The organism is Acetobacterium tundrae, from assembly GCF_008086615.1.
Lineage (GTDB): Bacteria > Bacillota > Clostridia > Eubacteriales > Eubacteriaceae > Acetobacterium > Acetobacterium tundrae.
Genome location: NZ_RXYB01000026.1, coordinates 1 through 23,014 on the forward strand (window position 1 = coordinate 1; position 23,014 = coordinate 23,014).

Below are 23,014 nucleotides of genomic sequence, written 5' to 3' on the forward strand. Positions count from 1 at the left end.
AGATAACGTTCAAATGGAAATCACCTTGATTACCCCAATCGCGATTGAAGAAGGCTTACGTTTCGCTATTCGTGAAGGCGGAAGAACAGTTGGATCCGGAGTTGTTGCGAAAATTATCGTAGACTAAGGCTGACTCCAATTTTTTGAAAATTGGCAGTGGCTTTGAAGTGTTAGCGGACGAACGTTAACCGTATTAAACTAAAAAAAAGTTTGGATAAATATTAAACTGTGTTGTTTGATCAGTTCTTCAACATAAGGTAGAAAAATCATTTTTTAGACAAATTATTTTTAACCGTCTCTCTCAGAGAGACGGTTTTTTGCGTAAACAATGCCAAATGAGTACTTGTGCTTTAAATTTATGATATAATACACTATCAATATATTGATAGAGGAGAAAAACAAGTGAAAAAATATATTACAGTAACAATAGGAGATAAGGTCGAATCTGTAGGAAATGATTATAATAAAGGGTTTAGAAAATGTAATATAAAAGAACTCGCACAGGAAATCGAAGATGTTTGTAATAATTACGATGAAAAGGCCTATGATGTCATTTCAATTATACCAATTATTCAAGGCCAGCACGTGGGATTGTCCAACGATACTGCCTGGGCAAACAGTGTCACTGAGGGTGTGATTATCACATTTAAAGCACAACAATAAGCGGAATATATAAAAAATTCCATTATTGTTTAATCGGCCTAGAGTTATATGACAGTTTCGATGGTTTTGTACAAATAAAAAAAGGTCTTTCAGGAAATAATCCCTGAAAGACCTTTTTTTAAATGAGAAGTTTTATTTTCGAAAAATCATGGTTTCGAAAAAAAATCAATGCTTCATAACTAACTTTGAAAATTACTTTTTCAGGGATACCGAAACAGCGAGCTGTATTGGTAATCGTCAGAATTGAAAAATCCTCTACCGGCATTTTTATTTTGCCTTCGCAAAAGTATCGCGCCAGAGTCCGACGCGCCCCGAAGTCTGCGATCAGCAGGGCATCAAATTCGATAGGACGAATTCGCAGGTGATATTCGCTTTGAAATTCATGATATACATGATTGATGTTTTCAAAAATATATGAGTACAGGGAATCGCTGATGGTAATTTCATAGTAGAAATTCTTAACTTTCGGATCAGTGAGAAGAGCACTATACCAGACCATTGTCAGATAAAAATGCTGCTCAAACGAATTGATCGTTTTGTAACCATAAAGATTTTCTTTGACAGCGTCACTGATTGAAGCGAAATAATCTGTGAATATCTTAGCAACAAATGTATCTTTTGTTGCAAAATGATAAGTCATTGAACCTAATGTTGTTCCTGAATGATCAGCAATCTGTTGAATTGTTGTGGCATTATAGCCCTGTTGGTAAAAGAGCTCTTTGGCACTTTTGAATATGCGTTCCTTAGTTAGTTCACCTTTTGTCATTTTTCGCATAAGAAATCTCCTTAAAACAGTAATTAAATAAGTGTATCATTATTTAATAAAAGATACAAGAAAAAAAATAATATCTATAATTACTAAAAAAACAGTAAAAAAACAATGATTTAATAAAAAAAGCTTGACAAGTATGGTGTAAAGGGTTACTATTTAGAAAGTTATTGTAATATTACTTAATGAACAGAAGAATTAACAAAAATTACTAAAATGAAATAACCGGAAATTTTATTATTAGTAAAAAGAAAATTTAAGGAGGCTCTTTTATGGAAAAAAAACCCTTAAGTTCAGGGCTTAAGACATTCTTTGGTGTTGGAGATCTTGGTTTTACTCTGATGTCAAATGTCGAAGTATTTTATTTTGCATATTTCTTGACAAACATTGCAAAATTTGATTTGGGAACAACTGCAATAATTATGACCTTAACAAGTACAGTAGATATGGTATTGTCACCTTTCTATGGTGGATTTATTGATGCCCTTAAACCAATGAAATGGGGAAAATACAGATCGTATTTGTTGGTAATACCACCAATTGTCGTGGTTCTCTATACATTGATGTTTACGGTTATTGGCACTGGAATACTACCAATTATCATCATCTGTGTCGCTTTCATTACTTCACATGTTGCTTGGAACTTCTCGTACGTTGCTAATATAGCATTAATACCAACAATTTCGACTTCACCAGAAGATCGAACACAATTATCCGCAACACGAGGCGCTTATGCAAATGTTGGGAAAATTATTTTCTCAGCAATGGGATTAGCCACTATTTTATGGGTTGGCGGTGTAGTTGGAAATCCAATACTTGGATTCACTATTTCGGCATTCGCGATGGCTATAATTTACTGGATTGGCTATTTCATCCACTTCAAACTGACAGCTGGATATGAAGAAACACATGAAGAAGGTGCTGTAAACACTAATGTTGCAAAGGAAGAAAAAATAACCATTGGTGATATGTTTAGATCATTGGTTCAGAACCCGCATTTGTTAGTGTTACTTTTAGCAGATGTAGCGCGTTGGACAGTTAACTTTGTCTGTGCAGGTTCGGCAGTATACTTCTTTACCTATGTAACAAACAATGTCGCAATGTTTAGTGTTTACTTGTTGGTTGCAAATATTATGGCGGTAATTGGCTCATATTTAAGTAAATATGTTGCTGCAAAATTGTCAACAAGAACAGCGGCACTGATTGGCTGCTACGGTCTAGGTGTATTCTTAATCGGCTGTCAATTCGTTGTTGGTAATATCATGCTTGTCCTAATCGTTCTTTCATGTGCTCAGTTCTTCTTAGGATTCCTTTACGCATTGATGGTTGCATTATACGGTGATGCATCGATTTACAGTGAATGGAAAACAGGAAAAGCAGCATCAAGCTGGGTTATGGGATTATCGAATTTACCATTGAAACTTGGTATCTTCATCAAAGGTTTAATCATTCCGGCAATGCTGGCTGCCTGCGGATTCGTTGCACAAATGGATCCCGCTACGGCAACACCGGAATTGAAAGCTGGTATTACGACTTTGTTCTGTACAATCCCAGGTTGCACGGTTCTTGTTGGTGCGGTTCTGTTAACATTTGGATACCGTTTAACGAGAGAAAAAGTGACACAATACCAGACAGAAATAGATGCAAGAAATAAGATGACTGTATAATAACAAAATTTATTATTTGCGGGTTAACCGTCATTGAAAAAGTGCTTGCACTTATTTAATAACTGCACCCAAAAGCCAAAGAGAGACACTGTGTGTTTCTCTTTGGCTGTTAATCTGCATTCCTGTATCTTTACTACATCATAAGATGACTGACTAAAATAAGATGATTGCATCTTATGATGTAGTGAAGATTAAGGAAAATGCTGGATTAAAACACATCACACCATAAATCTCACACTAAATAGTAGATAAAATTTATATCTAACACAAGGAGGTAACATTATATGTTAACCATTAAAGAAAATTTAAAAGAAGTCATGACTGGTGGAAAACCGGATCGTTTTGTTAAACAATATGAATTTCTACAAATGATTATGAGCGTACCATCTGGTCGAGTAAAACCCCAAATAGGTGAAGAAGTAATCAATGAATGGGGTGTTACCATTCGTTGGCCAGAAGGACAAATTGCCGCTTTCCCTGTACACGATGCGGAACATATTTTATTAAAAGATGTTACCGAATGGAAAGAATACGTTAAAGCGCCAAGTATGGAACGATCTGAAGGCGCATGGGATCAGGCCATCGCTGACGCAAACGCCGTTGATCGAGATAATAAATATGTCGCTGCATTTATTGCTCCCGGCGTATTTGAAATGACCCATTATCTGATGGGCATGGAGAATGCACTAATGAGTTTCTATGAAGAACCGGAAGCCATGCAAGAACTGATCGATTATTTAACAGAGTTTGAACTGGATTATGCCAAAGCGTTGGTTGAAAATTTGCATCCTGATGCAATTTTACATCATGATGACTGGGGCAGCCAGCTTTCAACATTCCTTTCGCCAGCAATGTTTGAAGAATTCTTTTTAGAATCCTACAAAAAAATCTATGGCTTTTACAAAGCTAACGGCGTTGAGCTGATTGTTCATCACAGCGATAGTTTTGCTGCAACATTGGTACCCAATATGATTGAAATGGGAGTCGATATCTGGCAGGGCGTTATGAATACAAATAATATTCCTGAAATGATCAAACAATATGGCGATAAAATTACCTTTATGGGGGGAATTCACAGCGGTATCATCGATCATCCTGACTGGTCACAAGAACAGATAGCAGCTGAAGTCAAAAGAACATGTGAAGAAAACGGGAAAATTTATTTCATCCCAAGTTCATGTCAGGGATTGCCAGGAAGTTCATTTCCAGGCGTTTATGAAGCGACTGATGTCGAAGTTGATAAAATGACTAAGCAACTATTCTAGATACAAAAATAATTTGAGAATCCATGCTTTGAAAGAGCGGTAAAAATTAATATGGTAAAAATTAATATTCAGAGGAGAGACAAAAAATGATTATTATTGGAGAAAAAATTAACGGTGCGATACCTTCCACCGCGAAAGCTATTGCCGCAAAGGATTCAGAATTTATTAAAAATTTAGCCATCAAACAGGCGGCAGCCGGTGCTGATTTTATTGATGTCTGTGCGTCAGTGGATGACGCCATCGAACTGGAAACGATGAAATGGCTGATTGACATCGTCCAGGACGCAACGGATGTTCCCATTGCGGTGGACAGCCCCAATGTACACACTTGCGTCGAAGCGATAAAATACTGCAACAAACCAGGTTTATTCAATTCCGTTTCATTAGAAGGGGATAAAGTAGATGTTGCCTTTGCGGCCATTGCCGATACAAAATGGGAATGTGTGGCACTCTTAAACAGCGACAAAGGTATTCCGAAAACAGCCAAAGATCGTCTCGATGTTTTTACCGATTTAATGGCGAAATTAAAAGAATATAAGATTGACCCATCGAGAATGCACATCGATCCGTTGATTGAAATGCTCTGTACATCAGAAGAAGGCATCAGCATGGTAACCGAAGTCATCAGGGGCATTAAAGAACAGTATCCCACCATTCATGTCACCGGTGCCGTCAGCAATATTTCCTTCAACCTGCCCGCCCGAAAAATCGTCAACCAGGCCTTTGCCGTACTGGCGATGAACGCCGGAATGGACAGTTTTATCCTGGATCCACTGAATCAGGATCTGATGGGGATGCTGTTTGCCACCGAAGCCTTGTTGGGTGAAGATGATTACTGCATGGAATATATCGGCGCCTATCGCGAAGGAATTTTCGGTCAGAAAAAATAGTTAATACTTAAAAACTACACACATCGTTAAAAATAAAATATTAAAAGAAAATAGGAGAAAATAAAATGTCAAAAATTGAAGAAGTAAAAGCCCTGGTAGAAGCCGGAAAATCAAAGAAGATTGCTGCAGCCGTACAGGAAGCCCTGGATGCCGGAGATAAAGCGCAGGATATCCTGGATGCCATGGTTGCATCCATGAGTGTTGTCGGAGATAAGTTCTCAGCCGGAGAAATCTTCGTACCGGAAATGCTGATTGCTGCCAAATCGATGTCCAAAGGAGTGGAAGTACTGAAACCAGTAATGGCCGGCGATACCTCAAACTCATTGGGAACCTGCATCATGGGAACCGTTGCCGGAGATCTACACGATATCGGTAAAAACCTGGTTGTGATGATGCTGGAAAGCGCTGGTTTTGACATGGTCGATTTAGGCGTCGACGTACCGGCCGAGAAATTTGTGGAAGCCATTAAAGAGAATAAAAATGTCGTATTGGTAGCCTGTTCAGGTCTGCTGACAACGACCATGCCGGCATTAAAAGAAGCGGTACAAACCGTTAAAGCCGCCTTCCCTGATATGAAAGTTATTGTTGGCGGCGCACCGGTAACGCCAGAATACGCAGCTGAAATTGGTGCTGATGGTTATGCACCTGATGCCGGCAGTGCTGCTGTGAAAGCAAAAGAATTAGTCGCTTAAATTTACTGTCAACCAACCTAAAGACAAGACCAATTATTAAACGGTATGTGCCTCACAACCTGATGAAATAATTGGTCTTGTCTAGCATTCGGATAGGAAATATATTGTAAAATCAGTTATGTTTTGAAAAAATTAATCAATATTTGCTCTGAAAAGGAGACAACACAATGAATAATTTTAGTATATCCCAAGTAATGGATTCCCTTGGAGTTAACAAATTTACCTGGAAAATATTTTTCTTGCTGGGGTTAGCGATGGTATTTGATGGTTATGATTATATGATTGTATCCTATACAATGCCACAAATAGCAGCGGAATGGGGATTAAGCGCAATAGCAAAAGGGAGTTTATCTTCCTGGAGTCTTATCGGTTTAATCTTAGGTGGTGCTTTCGCAGGCATTATTTCTGACAAAATAGGAAGACGGAAAACGTTAATGTTCGCGATTGCAATGTATTCCCTCATGAATATCCCAATTTGTTTTTCAAACAGTTTTGAGATGTTTGCAATTTTCCGGGTATTGGCAGGGATTGGATTGGGAGCCTGTATTCCAGTTGTAACCACTGCTTATTCGGAATCGACGCCAACAAAAAAACGAGCTATTTTTATTACGTTTGGGATGGCATGGATGATTGTTGGTTGGGTACTTGCCGGCCTGGTAGCGGCTGCGATTGTTCCGGTATTGGGATGGCGGCTTTGTTATTTGATTGGCGGCATCCCATTAGTTTATTCGATTTTACTGTATTTCAAAATGCCGGAGTCCGCCTATTGGCTGGCGAACAAAGGATATCGAGAAGAAGCGGTCAAAGCGCTTCAAAATATTGAACGCATTGCCACGGGAAAATCAACAAATTGGGATCCAAAGGCTTTAATCGTACCGGAACCACCTAAGCAATCTGGCCCGAAAGCCCTTTTTTCAAAAAAATATATTCGAATTACGGCCGGTATTTGGATTATGTATTTTTGCGGCTGTTTTATTGTTTACGGCATCAATGCCTGGTTGCCTTCGTTGATGTTGGAAAAGGGTTTAACGCTGACTTCTGCTTATGGATTGGCCATCGCTCAAAATGCAGCAGCGATTATAGCGAATTGCTCAACTGGTTTTGTCGCTGAAGCAGTTGGCCGAAAAAAGAATCTCATCATTTCATTTGGTGTTGCGGCAATTTCTGTTATTATCATGGCTACCGTCGGCGGTGGTTTTGGCGCGATCCTGGCGGCATGTATTTTCCTGGGCTTTGCAGTCAACTATTCGATTACAGCAGTGCAGCCTCTAATGGCAGAAGCATACCCGACAGAATTCAGAAACACTGGGGTCTCATGGTGCCATGCCTTTGGTCGAATCGGTGGGGCATGTGCGCCGATCGTTGCCGGCGTAATCATTGAAATGGGACTAGGATACGCCGTATCGTTTTTATTTTACATTATTCCAGCAGTGCTGGGCTTATTGGCTGCGGTGTTCCTGGTAAAAAAAGAAACCAAAGGAAAATCCCTGGATGAGCTGGCGGTCGGAAATAGTGATGAGATTGCGGTCGGAAATGGTTGAATATACTAACATAAAGTATTGAAGCCAGGATACTGATTTGAGCAAGTATCACAATGTTTCTGATTTGTTTTTTATAATTAAATTTCAAGATATAAAATAAGGCTTTTGCCAATAACTGGTTTGTTATTGGCAAAAGCCTCTTTAATTTAGAAAGCGTATTTAATCATAATGCGGTCCGCTCCAATAGACAGGGCCTTTTACAATGGTTTTCTCATCAAATTCAACGCCATCTAATGCCCATTTTTCGAATTCTTTAAAGCCGACACGGTCAATAATATATCCGATATGTTCTTTGCCGCCAGGAGCAGTGGTATCAATATATTCTTTGACAAACTTATAGGTGTTTTTAACGATTTTAATAATAGCCGCTTCATCGGTCCAGACCAGATAATCTTCGGCCAGACGGGGATTCCGTTTCCCGGTTCGTCCCATGATGACCAGACGATAGTATTTTTTTGTGCTGCGAGTCCAGGCTCGAGTGGGGCAATTAATAACACATTCACCACAACCAACACATTTTGCAGCATCACGGACAATTTTGTAATTTTCTACTGATAAAGCATCAACCGATTTTTGCTTGCATGCTTTGACGCAGGCTTGACAATTCACACAGCGGTCTTTGTCGTACTGAGGTTCCGTCATTCCGATGATACCGAAGTCATGCATCCGAGTTTTGATGCAATCATTGGCGCATCCGGTAAAGGCTACTTTAAAATGCAAGTCGTTGGGAAAGATTTCCTTTTCCATTTTCTTTGCAAAATCAGTGGTATTATAATTCGCAAACGGACAGGTATTGCTTCCAATACAGGCGGATACGTTTCTGGTTCCAGAAGCAGTATAGCCTTTTCCGGGAATGACCTGGTTAATTTCCAGCTGGTCAATGATGGGTTGAAGGAGCGTGTTTACCGCATCCATATCTTCGTACCGAATGCCGGGAATTTCAAAACCCTGACGAGTAGTTAGATGAATGCGTCCATTTCCATAAGTTTCTGCAATTTCCTGAATTTTAGGAAGCAAATCGGCTGTCAGCAAGCCTCCGGGAATGCGTATTCTTGATGCTGTTTCGCCGCGAACTTTCGTTATCCGGTAGGCATTCTTCTTTATCTTTTTCGTATTGAGATCTAACATAAATATTCCTCCTAATCCTTTAAAAATTTTCCCTTGGTATAATTAAAAACAGGTCCATCAAGACAGATATAAGTGTCATCAATTTTACAATGACCGCATTTTCCGATGCCACAGCACATTTTCCGTTCTTGAGAAATCCAAATATTTGCTTCTTTGAATCCTTTTTTGAGCAGTTCATCAATAGTACACTTCATCATCATTGGCGGACCGACAACAATTCCAATCGCATCATCGATATTTTTGACGGGAATTGACGGGATATACTCCGTAACCATGCCGGATTTGCCGCAATAGCCGTCAATCGGAGTATCAACAGTTAGAATAACATTGAGATTTTTTTTCCATTTTTCGAAATCGGCTTTAAACAAAACATCATTAGGCGATTTAAATCCGGCAATGAGGGTAAATCCTTTTGTTTTTTTTGGATGAGCCGAAAAATAATCGGTTATCCCTTTAACCGGAGAGAGTCCGGTGCCGCCGGCAATCAATATAATTTCTTTATCGATATAGTTGTCAATGGAGAAGCCGTTACCATAAGGACCACGAAGGAAAAGCGAATCGCCGACATAGTTTTCAAAAATTTCGGCAGTAACCTTGCCGACACGGCGGATTGTCAAATCGACGGTGTTTTCACCAATGCCGCTGATGGAAATCGGTGCTTCGCCGAATTTTGGCAGGGACACCTCGAAAAATTGACCGGGTTTGGCATCCCCGGAAAAAGTCATACGAAAAGTATATTCGATATCGGTATGTTTAATAACCGCTTTTATTTCAGATAAAAAAGGAGTATAGGGATTTGTCGTTGTCATCGGTTTTCCTCCTTAACGAGAGCATTCACTTTGTTGATACAATTTGAAAAGGAAATATATTCTGGACAAATATCGTCGCAGCGACCGCAGCCAGTGCACATTTGGTTATCAAATCGTTTTTTATAGTCGCTTATTTTATGCATGACTTTAAAACGCATTCGCTGTCCTTTGTTTTCTCGAAAAGCATGTCCTCCGGCAACATCAGTGTAACCATCTACCTGACAGGAGGCCCAAACACGACGGCGTTCTCCGGCTTTTCCATTATCGGAATAGAAAAGATCCTGCATCGTAAAACAAGTGCACGTCGGACAGACAAAGGTGCAACGGCCACAGGCGATGCACCTTGCGGTGTAATCATCCCATAAGGTTGAATCAAAAACGGATTGAGGAATTGATTCCGGAATTTCAACGCTGATATTATTGATACTGACAGAATCAGGGACAACAGTAAATGGTTGAGCATTCGCCAGGGCTTGATCCAGAAGATTCCAGTGGCTGTCAATCAAGACTTCTTCAGCAGTCACTTTTATATAAGCATCATAATTAGTGCTCTGATTGGTGCCCATGGATACACAAAAACAATTTTCAAAGGTATTTTCGCATCCCATTAAAATGAAATGAGTATGATCCCGGAGGCGCTTGTAGTAAGGATCGACCGGGCCATTCTTAAGATAGATGGTATCTAAGCGATTAAGACTGTGAAGATCACAACTCCGTAAAAATACAATGGCTTCTTTTAGAGGGGGATCGGATTCCTTCATAACGGCTTCAGTGAAATAAAAAAGTGTTTCTGAAATAGGTAAGAGAACTTCCTTAAATGAATAGTCGGATTTTTCGCTGAATTCAATTTCTTCTAAAGTGGAAATTTCTCCATAACGGATACAATCAGTATCGGCAAAGGTCCCGCCACCAACAAAACGTTTTGGTGCATAAATGGTATAATTTTCTAGTAAATCAGTAAACAGTGTGTTCATCTTTGTTTTATTAATTTGATAGCCCATACATTATTTCTCCTTTTTTATTTTTTATATACTCATTATATATGATAATACAAAAAGGAAACGTGACATTTGTCACGTTTCCTCTAAAACATAGGGTGAATTTTTTAAATTAGTGATTAATGATCAATCATTGAATCTGTCTATATGACATAGCCGTCTTCCGGTGTCTTCCGCACAAATTCGTAGAAAAATTCGCGTTGCATGTAGTTCTGAGGTGAATATTCTTGTTGATTGTAAGCAAAGTTCAGCTTTGTTAACGCGGCTTCAAAAGAGATATTTTCCAGGGGAATGCCACCGGCTGCTATGAGTTGGTGACAGGAGGCGTAAAGATCGCCGCTAATATTTTTATAAGAGATCAGATAATGATCAACCTGAGGATTATTTTTAATAAAATCTGTGAGAGCAGTGCCGTTTTCTCCTAATACATTACCGCTGCCGCAATGATATTGGGAATGAAGCACAGCGCGAATCGGTCGATTTTTCAAATCAATGCACAGATAGTTAAGACCGGGATAAGCCCGAAGAGCGAGTATTTCATTTCGAAATTCTTTGATACAGGGAACATCATCCAAAGTTGGGTTGTAGAGTTTGAGCATTGATGGATTTTGCGGAGAAGGCGTACTGCAAAGTCCGCGCGAGTCGAAAATCCCAAGCGGCTCCCCGAAACTGGTAAAATCATCTTTAAGCCAGTCAGCCTCTAGTAAACGAGAAGCCAGGTGGACATAGGTTTTATGATCACTATTTTCATAAATGGTATAAAAGCCGGGAAGCTGTAAATTGCAAATGAAATCGACACCGGCTGAAAAATTTGCGAGAGCATTACTGTTTGTCTCGCCAATGGCGAAGTTTGCAGCGACTAATAAGATGGGGATCGAAGGACTATCAATACCGTAGCACAGCGCGGCGCCGGTATAGGGAAGGGTATCAGATCCATGCGCAATGATAACGCCAGTATAGTTTTTGAGATTATAAGATTGAAGTGTTTTTATGATCTGAAGCCAGTGTTTTGGTTCAGCATTTTCACTAAGCATATTATAAGGACGGAACACCTCGAAATCGACTGTAGGTTTGCCAAGGTTTTTATAAATTGAAAATAAATCATTGCTGCGACTTGAATCCACGTCAATACAGCCATCATTTACTGCACTGCCAATGGTTCCTCCGGTTAGCAGGATGAGGATTTTAGGTGTTGTTTCCATAGTTGATTGTCCTTTCAGCATTTTAAATAATTATAACATCAATTGATTTAGAAGGGAAACATAAAAAAATGTCCGAAGTTGCTGTTTATCGTTTGATATTCGTCGAAATCAATACCCAAAGAGTGATTGATCTTATGAATGACAATGATAATGGCAAGAACGGACAGAGCGAAAGATTAAACCAAAATGTACAAGTATAAATTACTTATGATCAAGATTCGATATCTATTACATTATGACCAAGGGTGGTGTTTCCCATGTAGGTTCTTGAAAAATTAGGATCTGTGGCTAGTTCTATATGGGTTGTGACTTTAGGAATTTGTTCACAGCGTTTAGCCTCATCCTGAGAGAGCAGGAAAAGCTGTGCACCAGTACCGGCACCATTGCCAATGGAACGAATCGGAACGCCTTCAAATTTTGGCAGAAGTCCGATGAATTGGGCGTTGTCGACATCGATGTAATTGCCGAAAGCACCAGCAATGACAATTTCTGCGAGATCATGACTTTGAATACCGAAATTTTGAATTAATAGACAACAGCCGGTATAAATAGCTGCTTTAGCCAACTGAACCTGACGGATATCCTTTTGGGTGATAACCATCTCTTTTCCGTTAGGGTTATCTTCCTGGAACAAAATAACAAAATAACGCTGCCCGTTTTCATCAATTTTAAATCGGTTTTTTAATGGATGAGCATCAAGGGCCTGATCTTTAATAAAATTGCCGCGATCATAAATAAGGCCTTCTCTAAAAAGCAGGGCAATGGCGTCAATAATTCCTGAGCCGCAAAAACCTATTGGAGGAGCGTTGCCGATCACTTGACAGTGAATTTCGTTATTAACCATGGCGACTTTTTCGATGGCCCCAGTCGTGCCACGCATACCCATATGGATACCGGCACCTTCCAGGGCGGGACCGCAGGCAGTGGAGGCAACAAAATATTTATGATGGTTGCCTACGGCAATTTCGCCATTGGTTCCTAAGTCGATCATTAATCGATACGAATCATCCTTTGGAAGACCTAATAAAACCGCGGTGGTATCGGCTCCGACAAAACCACCCAAGAGAGGAAGAAAAGTGATGCGTCCCAAAGGATTCATGTTGATATTGAGATCAGAAGCAGTAAGGATCACGGCATCTTTGGATATTCCAGTAAAAGGTGAAAGACCTAAATTAATGGGATTAATTCCTAAGAAAAGATGAGACATTGTGCTATTGCCGCAAAAAACGCAATCATAAACACTTTCAAGAGATATCTTAGATTCATATAACAGGTTTGACAAAATATTGTTAATGGTTTCTAATATGGAATTTTGAAGTACTTTCAAATTGCTTGGTGATTGAGATGCATAATCAATTCGACTGATAACATCTCCGCCAAAAGAAATCTGTTTATTAAGGGAGGAGTATTGATTGACAAGTACTCCGGTGGTTAAATTATAAAGATACCCGACGACTGAAGTTGTCCCAATATCAAAGGCAACACCGTAGGCTTTAAATTCAGAATCAGTTGGGATCATATCGATGATCTCGTTATTAAATAAGACAAAATTCATTAACGCGTTTTCTTTGGAATGGAAGACGCTGGGGCATTTTTGTAAAACTTTAAGGGATGAAATCGTGACCGGTAGATCAAGAACTCTTCGGATAGTTTCAAGATCATAGGAACACATCTCGGTTTTTAACTCGGAAAAGGGAATCGTGATTACTTTAATTTTGGGGTTAAAGCTAAGCTCATCGTTATCTGTCGTCTCAAGAATTTGGGATAAAGCCGCTTCTTTGGAGATAAGAATCTCGATATTGTTTGAAACTTTATGTTGGCAACTTAAAACTTCAGAGACTAAGCCATTCTCTCGCACAGTAACGAGGCATTTTTTGCATGTTCCTTTTCCTCCGCAAACGAGATTTTGCGGGAATCCAACTAAACTACAAGCTTCAGCAACGGTTATTCCAGCTTCAACGGTTATATTTTTGTCTAATAAAGGAAATGAAATTTGAATGTTTTTCAATGATGACATAAAATTGTCCTTTCTTACTTAAATATTCGGATAAATAACCAATATATTATCGTTATCCGCTAAATGTTACCCATATTATACCCTTAATAAAGAGCATTTTCAAGAAGCTAATAAATAGAACTGCTTCCTGAAAAATATTGACAAAAAAAGAAGAAAATGGTAATCTGATACTGCCTTTGTGTATACATGTAAAACAAGTACATACAATAATTCTATTTTAATTTTAATGAAATCGATACCAAATTAGGAGGCCCATCAATGATCATTATTGGAGAAAAAATTAATGGAACGATTCCTGCTGTTAAGGAAGCGATTGAAAATAGGGATGCAGCATTCATTGCGGATCGTGCGGTAAAGCAGGCAGCAGCAGGAGCAGACTTTATTGATGTTTGTGCAAGCACAGCGCCTGAGATTGAAATTGAAACGTTGAAATGGTTAATGGATATCATTCAGGATGCAACGGATACACCACTTAGTATTGATAGTCCGAATCCACGTGTGATAGAAGCTGTATTCAAATATGCTAATAAACCGGGGATACTCAATTCAATTTCAGAAGAAGGTGATAAATGTGAAGTTCTGTTACCTCTTATGGAAGGAAACACTTGGGAAGTTGTCGGTCTTACCTGCAATGATCGAGGCATTCCTAACGATGTTCAAACGAAAGTTGATATTACTAAAACGATGGTTGAAAAAGCGTCAAAATACGGAGTCACACCTGATCGTATTCATATTGATCCCTGTGTAATGGCTTTATCAACTGAAAATAATTCATTTCTAAATTTAGCTCAGGAAATTAGAGAGATCAAAGCATTATATCCATCGATTCATGTAACCGGAGCGGTTAGCAATATTTCGTTTGGCTTACCGGTACGTGCTTTAATGAATAAAACATTCATCGCATATGCGATTCAGGCAGGTATGGATTCAGCTGTGATGGATCCGCTTAACAGAGACATGATGGGAACAATTTTTGCAGCATATGCACTTCTTGGAAATGATAAGTATTGTAGAAAATATAGTAAGGCATTCAGACAGGGGCTAATTGGGCCGATTAAGAATGAATAGTAATTTAATAATTGAAACAGGGCTTTTGCAAACAAAAAAAAAGAGTTTTGCTAAAGTCATTTTTTTATTGTGGAGTATATACGGAATTTATAGTAAAAGATTTAACATAAAACAGAGGTATATTACTTTATTTCGCCAGATATAGTGAAAATAAGCGAAAAGCATCAAAAAAAGACGCTAATTCATAAATTTACGAAATAAACGATTTAAACAATATAAAGAATAATTATTTATGCATTATCAATATAAAATCGAATAAATATATTAATATGAATTAAATTGCTATATACGGATAAAATTTATACAAATGATTAAAAGTAGAGTAAAATCTTGTTCTAAATATTGATGTAAACCTTGTAAATTTACACAATATCAAGAAATATTATAGTAAAAAATTGTCTTATATTATATTTGTTTTTTCTTGTAAAATCAGCTATCATATAGGTATGTTAAAAATTTATCAAAGTATTGGAGGAAATGATATGGGTTTAAAATCAGACATTGAGATTGCACAAGAGGCTACACCACAGGATATTCGTGTGATTGCAGCTAAATTGGGTCTAACAGAAGATGACTTGGATTTATACGGAAAATATAAAGCAAAGGTTGACTATAATCTGTTAAAAAAGGATACCGGCAAAAAAACAGCACGTTTAATTCTTACAACAGCTATTAATCCGACACCAGCAGGTGAAGGAAAAACCACAACAACAATTGGTGTTGCAGATGGTTTGGCAAAATTGGGAAAAAATGTTCTGGTTGCTTTGAGAGAACCATCTCTTGGACCAGTATTTGGTGTTAAAGGCGGAGCAGCTGGCGGCGGATACGCTCAGGTTGTACCAATGGAAGATATTAACCTTCATTTTACCGGCGATTTCCATGCTATCGGAGCAGCTAACAATTTATTAGCCGCAATGATGGATAATCATATTAAACAAGGTAATGAATTAAGAATAGATCCTAAGAAAATAACATGGAGACGTTGCGTTGACATGAATGACCGTCAATTAAGAAATATCGTTGATGGTTTAGGCGGATCAGGCGATGGCTTCTGTCGTGAAGATGGATTTGACATTACGGTTGCATCTGAAGTAATGGCAGCATTTTGTTTAGCCTCAAATATCGTTGATTTAAAAGAACGATGCGGACGAATAATTGTTGGCTATAACTTTGATGGAGATCCTGTAACAGCAGCAGAATTACAAGCACAAGGCGCAATGGCAGCTTTACTTAAAGATGCTTTGAAACCAAACCTGGTACAAACATTAGAAGGAACACCAGCATTCATTCATGGCGGACCTTTTGCAAATATCGCTCATGGCTGTAACTCTGTAATTGCTACCCGTATGGCAATGCACTTTGCTGACTATGTCGTAACAGAAGGCGGATTCGGTGCTGACCTTGGAGCTGAGAAATTCTTGGATATTAAATGTAGAATGGCTAAGCTGAAACCAGACGCAGTAATCATTGTAGCAACGGTTCGTGCTCTTAAATACAACGGTGGCGTGGCAAAAGCTGATTTAAATGAAGAAAACCTGGTAGCATTAAAAGCAGGTTTACCAAACTTACTAAAACATGTTGAAAACATTACGCAGGTATTTAAATTGCCAGCAGTTGTAGCGATCAACGAATTCCCACTGGATACACCAGCAGAATTAGCATTAGTTAAAGACGAATGTCAGAAACTAGGCGTTAATGTTGCACTTTCTCAAGTATGGGCAAAAGGCGGAGAAGGCGGAAAAGAATAAGCTAAAGAATTCGTTCGTTTAATTGATGAAAGCGAAGGAACGTTTGAATATAGTTATGAGCTTGATGTGCCGATCAAAGATAAGATTAATGCAATTGCAACTAAAATTTATGGAGCAGACGGCGTAGACTATACTCCTGAAGCAGAAAAACAGATTATAAATTTAACCAAACTTGGCTTTGATAAAGTGCCAATTTGTATGGCTAAAACACAATATTCTTTAACCGATGATGCGACAAAATTAGGCCGACCAACTGGATTCAGAATCACAGTTCGGGCAGCTAATATCTCAGCTGGTGCTGGATTTATCGTAGCATTAACAGGCGAAATCATGAAAATGCCGGGACTTCCAAAACGTCCAGCAGCAGAAAAAATCGATGTTGATGAAAACGGCGTAATTTCTGGATTATTCTAAAAACAAACAATAACATAAGTGGACCGGTGATATTCCAGACAGGGAATATCACCGGTCTTTTTTTTACTCTTTGAGTTTTATGAAAACAATAGAAAGAAGAAAAGATAAAATATCGACAAATAATCGATACATGAATGGACATACGAGCTTGAAATATGGCGATAAAATACTTATTGAAACTTTGTTTGAGATTTAACAAACAATGGAAGAAAATAAATTGCTATTAAATAGAAAAATATTGACATTCAAACAAAAAAATGATAATCTGTATTTAAGATGTATATACAAGTAAATAGAAGGATAGCTGCAATAAAGAAACACATTCTTTTTATGTATTATGTATATAAATTGAAGAGATTGAGGGTGGTTGTTTGTAAGAAGGATAATAAGCAAGTCTGGAAAGTAATGCGTCACCGAGATTCAAACAAAACAAATGGAAAAAATGATAATCTTACGAAATAAAACATTTAGCTTAAAAAACGAGGACATTGTATCAATTTAATTAACAATAACGCAATACAATGACATAATAAGGAATCAAAGTAATATATGCAGGTGAAGCTGCTAAATATTTCACTTGACTTTACTTAGTAGAGTAAAATATTGTACGGAATATTGGTATACACCCCATAAATGTAAACGTTATTCGGCTTTTAATAGTAAAAAATTGTCTTATGTTATATTTGATTTTTCTTGTAAAATCAGCTATCATATAGATATGTTAAAAATTTATCAAAGTATTGGAGGAAATGATATGGGTTTAAAATCAGACATTGAGATTGCACAAGAGGCTACGCCACAGGATATTCGTGTGATTGCAGCTAAATTGGGTCTAACAGAAGATGACTTGGATTTATACGGAAAATATAAAGCAAAGGTTGACTATAATCTGTTGAAAAAGGATACCGGCAAAAAAACAGCACGTTTAATTCTTACAACAGCTATTAATCCGACACCAGCAGGTGAAGGAAAAACCACAACAACAATTGGTGTTGCAGATGGTTTGGCAAAATTGGGAAAAAATGTTCTGGTTGCTTTGAGAGAACCATCTCTTGGACCAGTATTTGGTGTTAAAGGCGGAGCAGCTGGCGGCGGATACGCTCAGGTTGTACCAATGGAAGATATTAACCTTCATTTTACCGGCGATTTCCATGCTATCGGAGCAGCTAACAATTTATTAGCCGCAATGATGGATAATCATATTAAACAAGGTAATGAATTAAGAATAGATCCTAAGAAAATAACATGGAGACGTTGCGTTGACATGAATGACCGTCAATTAAGAAATATCGTTGATGGTTTAGGCGGATCAGGCGATGGCTTCTGTCGTGAAGATGGATTTGACATTACGGTTGCATCTGAAGTAATGGCAGCATTTTGTTTAGCCTCAAATATCGTTGATTTAAAAGAACGATGCGGACGAATAATTGTTGGCTATAACTTTGATGGAGATCCTGTAACAGCAGCAGAATTACAAGCACAAGGCGCAATGGCAGCTTTACTTAAAGATGCTTTGAAACCAAACCTGGTACAAACATTAGAAGGAACACCAGCATTCATTCATGGCGGACCTTTTGCAAATATCGCTCATGGCTGTAACTCTGTAATTGCTACCCGTATGGCAATGCACTTTGCTGACTATGTCGTAACAGAAGGCGGATTCGGTGCTGACCTTGGAGCTGAGAAATTCTTGGATATTAAATGTAGAATGGCTAAGCTGAAACCAGACGCAGTAATCATTGTAGCAACGGTTCGTGCTCTTAAATACAACGGTGGCGTGGCAAAAGCTGATTTAAATGAAGAAAACCTGGTAGCATTAAAAGCAGGTTTACCAAACTTACTAAAACATGTTGAAAACATTACGCAGGTATTTAAATTGCCAGCAGTTGTAGCGATCAACGAATTCCCACTGGATACACCAGCAGAATTAGCATTAGTTAAAGACGAATGTCAGAAACTAGGCGTTAATGTTGCACTTTCTCAAGTATGGGCAAAAGGCGGAGAAGGCGGAAAAGAATTAGCTAAAGAAGTCGTTCGTTTAATTGATGAAAGCGAAGGAACGTTTGAATATAGTTATGAGCTTGATGTGCCGATCAAAGATAAGATTAATGCAATTGCAACTAAAATTTATGGAGCAGACGGCGTAGACTATACTCCTGAAGCAGAAAAACAGATTATAAATTTAACCAAACTTGGCTTTGATAAAGTGCCAATTTGTATGGCTAAAACACAATATTCTTTAACCGATGATGCGACAAAATTAGGCCGACCAACTGGATTCAGAATCACAGTTCGGGCAGCTAATATCTCAGCTGGTGCTGGATTTATCGTAGCATTAACAGGCGAAATCATGAAAATGCCGGGACTTCCAAAACGTCCAGCAGCAGAAAAAATCGATGTTGATGAAAACGGCGTAATTTCTGGATTATTCTAAAAACAAACAATAACATAAATTGATCGAGGAGGTTCCCTTCAGGGGGGATCTCTTGGTCCGTTTGTTTGTTAAACTTTATACAAATGATGAAAGTGGAGTTAGCGAATGGAATTTGATGTAGTAGGAACTGAGACCGAATCTATCTCAGCGAAAAAATGTACTGAATTTGTTGAAGTCCTGTACAGCAAAGCTGCTGTTCCAGGCGGTGGTGGTGCAGCCGCTTTAGTCGGTGCGATCGGAACGGCTTTGGCTGGGATGGTTTGTAACTTGACCACTGGAAAGAAAAAATATGCAGAATATGAAGAAGATATTCAACGTATTTTAAAAGAAGCACAGGTACTTCAGGATCGTTTATTAGCAATGATTGATGAAGATGCAAAAAACTTCTTGCCGCTTTCAAAAGCTTATGGCCTCCCAAAAGAAACGGAAGAAGAAAAAGCTTATAAAGCAAAAACTTTGGAAGAATGCACCAAGGTTGCGTGTAGTATTCCACTCGAAATCGTTGAGGTATGTTACAAAGCAGTATTGTTGCAGGAAGAATTAGTCGGAAAAGGTTCAGCTTTGGCCATTAGTGATGTTGCCTGTGGTGTACAATGTTTAAGAGCTGGGATGATCAGTGGCTGGGTAAACGTTTTAATCAATATTAAAACAATTAAAGATCAAGATTATGTTGCAGATGTTAATAACAGAATAAAGCCAATGTTAACCAAAGGCGTTGAAATCTGTGACCGCGTTTATGCAGAAGTTGAAAAACAACTTTCATAAATAAAGTAATAGTAAAAATTTTGAATTAAGAGGAGTATTGTAATTATGACAGCAAAATTATTAAGTGGAAAAGAAGTTAGTGAATCCATACTGGCGGAAGTACTTAAAGATGCCAATGAATTAAAGAATAAAGGCATTACAGTAAAAATGGCAATTATGCGTGTTGGGGAAGATCCAGGTTCTATTTCTTATGAAAAAAGTATCATCACAAGAATGGGAAAATCTAATATTGAAGTTGAATCTGTTCAATTTCCAATCGATGTAACAGAAGCTGATTTTATCGCAAAACTTCAATCAATTAATGAAGATAAAAACACGCATTCAGTTTTAATCTTCCAGCCACTTCCTGAACAAATTGATGCCGAAAAAATCAAATATCTTTTAAGTCCAGAAAAAGATCCTGATGCACTTAATCCTACAAACTTGGGAAAATTAATGATCGCAGACGAAAAAGGATTCTTCCCATGTACAGCAGAAGGTGTTATGGAAATGTTTAAATTCTATAAGATTGATGTTAAAGGCAAAGATGTCGTTATTATAAACAACTCAAATGTATTGGGTAAACCACTGGCAATTATGCTGACAAATGAATTTGCTACGGTAACAATCTGTCATGTATTTACAAAAGATACGGCTGCATACACAAGAAAAGCAGATATTGTTGTAACCGCATGCGGTATTTATGGTTTGGTTAAAGCAGATATGTTAAATGAAAATTCTATTCTGATTGATGTAGCTATGTCTCAGATGAAAGATGCAAATAAAGAATTTGTATTAAATGCAGAAGGCAAGAAAATCCGTGCCGGAGATGCTCACGTAGACTGTTTAGACAAAGCGGCAATGATTACTTCAGCAACGCCTGGATGTGGTGGCGGAACAGGACCTATCACAACGGCATTATTGGCTGCACATGTTATTAAAGCATGTAAAATGCAAAACGGATTACTATAAATTCAGAAAAAAAACAGGAGGTATATAATTGGAAGATTACACGAAGTTTAAACTGAAAAGAAGGGAAGAGCTTGATGCAGTTCTGGCAGACAAGGATGATTTGTTTGTTGTTGCCTGCAACAAATGCTTTAAGGAACTCGATAGTTTTGACGAACCGGAGTGCGGATTGTTTGAAGCGATTGCCAAAGAACAGGGCAAAAATATTGTCGGCTCTGCAAAAATCGATTTTTTGTGCAATGAACCGTTGACATCAAAGAGCTTTCAAGGGGTTCTTTCGCCAGAAACCAAAAATGTGTTTGTTAATTCATGCGGCTTGGGCATTCAGACAATTGCAGGATTGACGGAACTTCCTGTGTATGCTGGATGCGACACCATTGCCGTTGATGGCCAACATGGAATGGCATTAACAGACACGTTATGCGAAGCCTGTGGCCAGTGTTATCTGAACATGACCGGAGGAATATGTCCAGTCGTGGATTGTTCAAAAAGTTTGTTGAACGGTCAATGTGGCGGCGCAAAAAATGGTAAATGTGAAGTAGACAAGGACATGGATTGCGGATGGCAACTCATCTATGAACGATTGGAAAAACAGGGACGATTGGAAGAATTGTTAAACAAGCCTGTGGAAATTCGGGATTATTCCAAAGTAAATTACAAGTTCATCAAAGAATATGTAAATTCTAACCGCGAAGAACGGTACGAAGGTTACTATGGCGGAATCCATCCAACCGAATACAAAGAGTTGAGTGATCATATTTCACTCGTACGTTTCCCAGATACCTTAAATGTCGTGATTCCAATGTCACAGCATGCCGGTGCACCGGCTGAACCCATCGTAGAAGTTGGACAGCAGGTAAAAATGGGTCAAAAAATTGCTGCCGCCAAAGGGCCGATAAGCAGTAATATTCATGCCAGTATCAGCGGTACGGTTGTAGCGATAGAACCACGGTTGCATCCGGTTAGCGGAATGCAATCATTAGCGATTGTCATTCAGTCGGACGGTAAAAATACACTTGACGAGTCTGTCAAACCAGCCGGAGTTCTGGATAACCTCTCACCAGATGAAATCATCGAAATTGTTCGCGAAAAAGGTATTGTTGGTATGGGTGGAGCAGGGTTCCCAACTGCTGTTAAACTCAAATCACCTAAACCGATTGAATTGGTATTACTCAACGGCTGTGAATGCGAACCAATTCTAACAGCGGATCACCAGGTTCTTCTGACGTATGCCGATGAAGTGATTTATGGTCTAAAAGCCATGATGAAAGCATCAGGCGCACCAAAAGGTGTAATTGCCATTGAAGACAACAAGTTGGATGCCGTTGAATTACTGCAGGCAAAAACTGCTGATATCGAAAACATTGAAATCGTTGTTGCCAAAACCAAATACCCACAAGGAGCTGAAAAAATGCTCATCAAACGGGTTATGGGCAAGCAAGTCCCAAGTGGTGGCCTACCAATGGATGTTGGGGCAATCGTATGTAACGTGAGTACAGCTAAAGCCGTTTCAGATGCAATCCAGTTAGGAATGCCACTGATTGAGCGAGTTGTGACTGTCAGTGGGAATCGAATGAACAAGCCAGGTAACTATTTAGTGAAGGTTGGTACCTCTGTCAAAGATATCGTCAACCATTGCGGTGATGTAAAAGGCGATGATGTAACTGTTAAAATCGGTGGCCCAATGATGGGATTTGCCCAGGCGAACCTCAATGTTCCAATGCTGAAATGTTCTAATGGCATTATCGCTGTTGAAACTATTGTTAAAGAAGCGGTTGAATGTATCAAGTGTGGTCGTTGTGCAGACGTCTGTCCAATGGAACTGCGTCCACTGTATTTCACCAAATACGCTTTATCAGAAGACTGGGAAGGCATGAAAGCACAAAATGCGATGGATTGCATTGAATGTGGATGCTGTGAATATATTTGTTCATCAAAAATTCCAATTGTTGAGCGAATCAAAATTGGAAAAACTGCCATAAGGGAGGGTAAATAA

General features: G+C 38.6%; 18 protein-coding genes and 1 pseudogene. 13 read left to right on the forward strand and 6 right to left on the reverse strand.

Features of this window, described 5'->3' with window-relative positions:
• Both FZC40_RS15025 and FZC40_RS15030 read left to right on the forward strand, forming a co-directional pair.
• Positions 1-127, forward strand: a 127-nt coding sequence (locus tag FZC40_RS15025; RefSeq protein ID WP_475638846.1) for an EF-Tu C-terminal domain-related protein, incomplete at its 5' end; no start/stop codon positions are given.
• Positions 128-402: 275 nt separating this feature from the next.
• Positions 403-663 (forward strand): hypothetical protein, encoded by a 261-nt coding sequence (locus FZC40_RS15030; protein ID WP_148568520.1) that lies wholly within the window; start codon positions 403-405, stop codon positions 661-663.
• Positions 664-781: 118 nt separating this feature from the next.
• Here FZC40_RS15030 and FZC40_RS15035 read toward each other — a convergent pair whose 3' ends face one another.
• Entirely contained in the window at positions 782-1,438 is a 657-nt protein-coding gene (locus tag FZC40_RS15035; RefSeq protein WP_148605826.1) for a TetR/AcrR family transcriptional regulator, read from the reverse strand.
• A gap of 266 nt (positions 1,439-1,704) precedes the next feature.
• Between FZC40_RS15035 and FZC40_RS15040 the strand changes: the two genes are divergently transcribed.
• From FZC40_RS15040 to FZC40_RS15060, 5 genes are all read left to right on the forward strand, one after another.
• Positions 1,705-3,099 carry an MFS transporter gene (locus FZC40_RS15040; RefSeq protein ID WP_148605828.1) on the forward strand — a complete coding sequence of 465 codons (1,395 nt, stop codon included), beginning with the start codon at positions 1,705-1,707 and terminating at the stop codon, positions 3,097-3,099.
• 284 nt (positions 3,100-3,383) lie between these two features.
• Positions 3,384-4,364: a uroporphyrinogen decarboxylase family protein gene (locus FZC40_RS15045; protein ID WP_148605830.1), complete on the forward strand. Its 981-nt coding sequence runs from the start codon at positions 3,384-3,386 to the stop codon at positions 4,362-4,364.
• An 86-nt stretch (positions 4,365-4,450) separates the two neighbouring features.
• Positions 4,451-5,254 (forward strand): methyltetrahydrofolate cobalamin methyltransferase, encoded by an 804-nt coding sequence (locus tag FZC40_RS15050; RefSeq protein WP_148605832.1) that lies wholly within the window; start codon positions 4,451-4,453, stop codon positions 5,252-5,254.
• A gap of 65 nt (positions 5,255-5,319) precedes the next feature.
• On the forward strand, positions 5,320-5,946 hold the full coding sequence (locus FZC40_RS15055) for a corrinoid protein (protein WP_148605834.1): 627 nt from the start codon (positions 5,320-5,322) through the stop codon (positions 5,944-5,946).
• 167 nt (positions 5,947-6,113) lie between these two features.
• Positions 6,114-7,487 carry an MFS transporter gene (locus FZC40_RS15060; protein WP_148605837.1) on the forward strand — a complete coding sequence of 458 codons (1,374 nt, stop codon included), beginning with the start codon at positions 6,114-6,116 and terminating at the stop codon, positions 7,485-7,487.
• Positions 7,488-7,646: 159 nt separating this feature from the next.
• Here the strand turns inward: FZC40_RS15060 and asrC are convergent, their stop codons facing one another.
• The 5 genes from asrC to FZC40_RS15085 all read right to left on the reverse strand — a co-directional run bounded on the left by asrC (position 7,647) and on the right by FZC40_RS15085 (position 13,641).
• Positions 7,647-8,615 (reverse strand): sulfite reductase subunit C, encoded by a 969-nt coding sequence (gene asrC / locus FZC40_RS15065; RefSeq protein WP_148605839.1) that lies wholly within the window; start codon positions 8,613-8,615, stop codon positions 7,647-7,649.
• An 11-nt stretch (positions 8,616-8,626) separates the two neighbouring features.
• Positions 8,627-9,424, reverse strand: coding sequence for an anaerobic sulfite reductase subunit AsrB (asrB, locus tag FZC40_RS15070; RefSeq protein WP_148605841.1), 798 nt, complete (start codon positions 9,422-9,424; stop codon positions 8,627-8,629).
• Positions 9,421-10,425 carry an anaerobic sulfite reductase subunit AsrA gene (gene asrA / locus FZC40_RS15075; RefSeq protein WP_148605843.1) on the reverse strand — a complete coding sequence of 335 codons (1,005 nt, stop codon included), beginning with the start codon at positions 10,423-10,425 and terminating at the stop codon, positions 9,421-9,423. The genes asrB and asrA overlap by 4 nt, the downstream gene beginning before the upstream one ends.
• A gap of 140 nt (positions 10,426-10,565) precedes the next feature.
• Positions 10,566-11,624, reverse strand: a complete 1,059-nt coding sequence (locus tag FZC40_RS15080; protein WP_186843863.1) for an asparaginase domain-containing protein — start codon at positions 11,622-11,624, stop codon at positions 10,566-10,568.
• 211 nt (positions 11,625-11,835) lie between these two features.
• On the reverse strand, positions 11,836-13,641 hold the full coding sequence (locus FZC40_RS15085; RefSeq protein WP_148605848.1) for an ASKHA domain-containing protein: 1,806 nt from the start codon (positions 13,639-13,641) through the stop codon (positions 11,836-11,838).
• Between the two features lie 258 nt (positions 13,642-13,899).
• Here FZC40_RS15085 and FZC40_RS15090 point away from each other — a divergent pair, with 258 nt between their 5' ends.
• From FZC40_RS15090 to rsxC, 6 genes and pseudogenes are all read left to right on the forward strand, one after another.
• The gene (locus FZC40_RS15090; protein WP_148605850.1) at positions 13,900-14,709 is read left to right on the forward strand and encodes a methyltetrahydrofolate cobalamin methyltransferase; all 810 of its coding nucleotides are present in this window, start codon (positions 13,900-13,902) and stop codon (positions 14,707-14,709) included.
• Between the two features lie 482 nt (positions 14,710-15,191).
• Positions 15,192-16,871 (forward strand): annotated as a pseudogene (locus tag FZC40_RS15095) (formate--tetrahydrofolate ligase).
• 754 nt (positions 16,872-17,625) lie between these two features.
• Positions 17,626-19,305: a formate--tetrahydrofolate ligase gene (locus FZC40_RS15100; RefSeq protein ID WP_148605852.1), complete on the forward strand. Its 1,680-nt coding sequence runs from the start codon at positions 17,626-17,628 to the stop codon at positions 19,303-19,305.
• A 105-nt stretch (positions 19,306-19,410) separates the two neighbouring features.
• Entirely contained in the window at positions 19,411-20,070 is a 660-nt protein-coding gene (locus FZC40_RS15105) for a cyclodeaminase/cyclohydrolase family protein (RefSeq protein WP_148568534.1), read from the forward strand.
• Between the two features lie 45 nt (positions 20,071-20,115).
• Positions 20,116-21,021 carry a bifunctional 5,10-methylenetetrahydrofolate dehydrogenase/5,10-methenyltetrahydrofolate cyclohydrolase gene (locus FZC40_RS15110; protein ID WP_148568535.1) on the forward strand — a complete coding sequence of 302 codons (906 nt, stop codon included), beginning with the start codon at positions 20,116-20,118 and terminating at the stop codon, positions 21,019-21,021.
• A gap of 28 nt (positions 21,022-21,049) precedes the next feature.
• Positions 21,050-23,014, forward strand: coding sequence for an electron transport complex subunit RsxC (gene rsxC, locus FZC40_RS15115; protein WP_148605854.1), 1,965 nt, complete (start codon positions 21,050-21,052; stop codon positions 23,012-23,014).

Excerpts from the sequence above, each read along its gene's own strand:
- FZC40_RS15035 (WP_148605826.1), bottom strand. The coding sequence starts at position 1,438 with ATGCGAAAAATGACAAAAGGTGAACTAACTAAGGAACGCATATTCAAA.
- FZC40_RS15040 (WP_148605828.1), top strand. The coding sequence starts at position 1,705 with ATGGAAAAAAAACCCTTAAGTTCAGGGCTTAAGACATTCTTTGGTGTT.
- FZC40_RS15045 (WP_148605830.1), top strand. The coding sequence starts at position 3,384 with ATGTTAACCATTAAAGAAAATTTAAAAGAAGTCATGACTGGTGGAAAA.
- FZC40_RS15050 (WP_148605832.1), top strand. The coding sequence starts at position 4,451 with ATGATTATTATTGGAGAAAAAATTAACGGTGCGATACCTTCCACCGCG.
- FZC40_RS15055 (WP_148605834.1), top strand. The coding sequence starts at position 5,320 with ATGTCAAAAATTGAAGAAGTAAAAGCCCTGGTAGAAGCCGGAAAATCA.
- FZC40_RS15060 (WP_148605837.1), top strand. The coding sequence starts at position 6,114 with ATGAATAATTTTAGTATATCCCAAGTAATGGATTCCCTTGGAGTTAAC.
- asrC (WP_148605839.1), bottom strand. The coding sequence starts at position 8,615 with ATGTTAGATCTCAATACGAAAAAGATAAAGAAGAATGCCTACCGGATA.
- asrB (WP_148605841.1), bottom strand. The coding sequence starts at position 9,424 with ATGACAACGACAAATCCCTATACTCCTTTTTTATCTGAAATAAAAGCG.
- asrA (WP_148605843.1), bottom strand. The coding sequence starts at position 10,425 with ATGGGCTATCAAATTAATAAAACAAAGATGAACACACTGTTTACTGAT.
- FZC40_RS15080 (WP_186843863.1), bottom strand. The coding sequence starts at position 11,624 with ATGGAAACAACACCTAAAATCCTCATCCTGCTAACCGGAGGAACCATT.
- FZC40_RS15085 (WP_148605848.1), bottom strand. The coding sequence starts at position 13,641 with ATGTCATCATTGAAAAACATTCAAATTTCATTTCCTTTATTAGACAAA.
- FZC40_RS15090 (WP_148605850.1), top strand. The coding sequence starts at position 13,900 with ATGATCATTATTGGAGAAAAAATTAATGGAACGATTCCTGCTGTTAAG.
- FZC40_RS15100 (WP_148605852.1), top strand. The coding sequence starts at position 17,626 with ATGGGTTTAAAATCAGACATTGAGATTGCACAAGAGGCTACGCCACAG.
- FZC40_RS15105 (WP_148568534.1), top strand. The coding sequence starts at position 19,411 with ATGGAATTTGATGTAGTAGGAACTGAGACCGAATCTATCTCAGCGAAA.
- FZC40_RS15110 (WP_148568535.1), top strand. The coding sequence starts at position 20,116 with ATGACAGCAAAATTATTAAGTGGAAAAGAAGTTAGTGAATCCATACTG.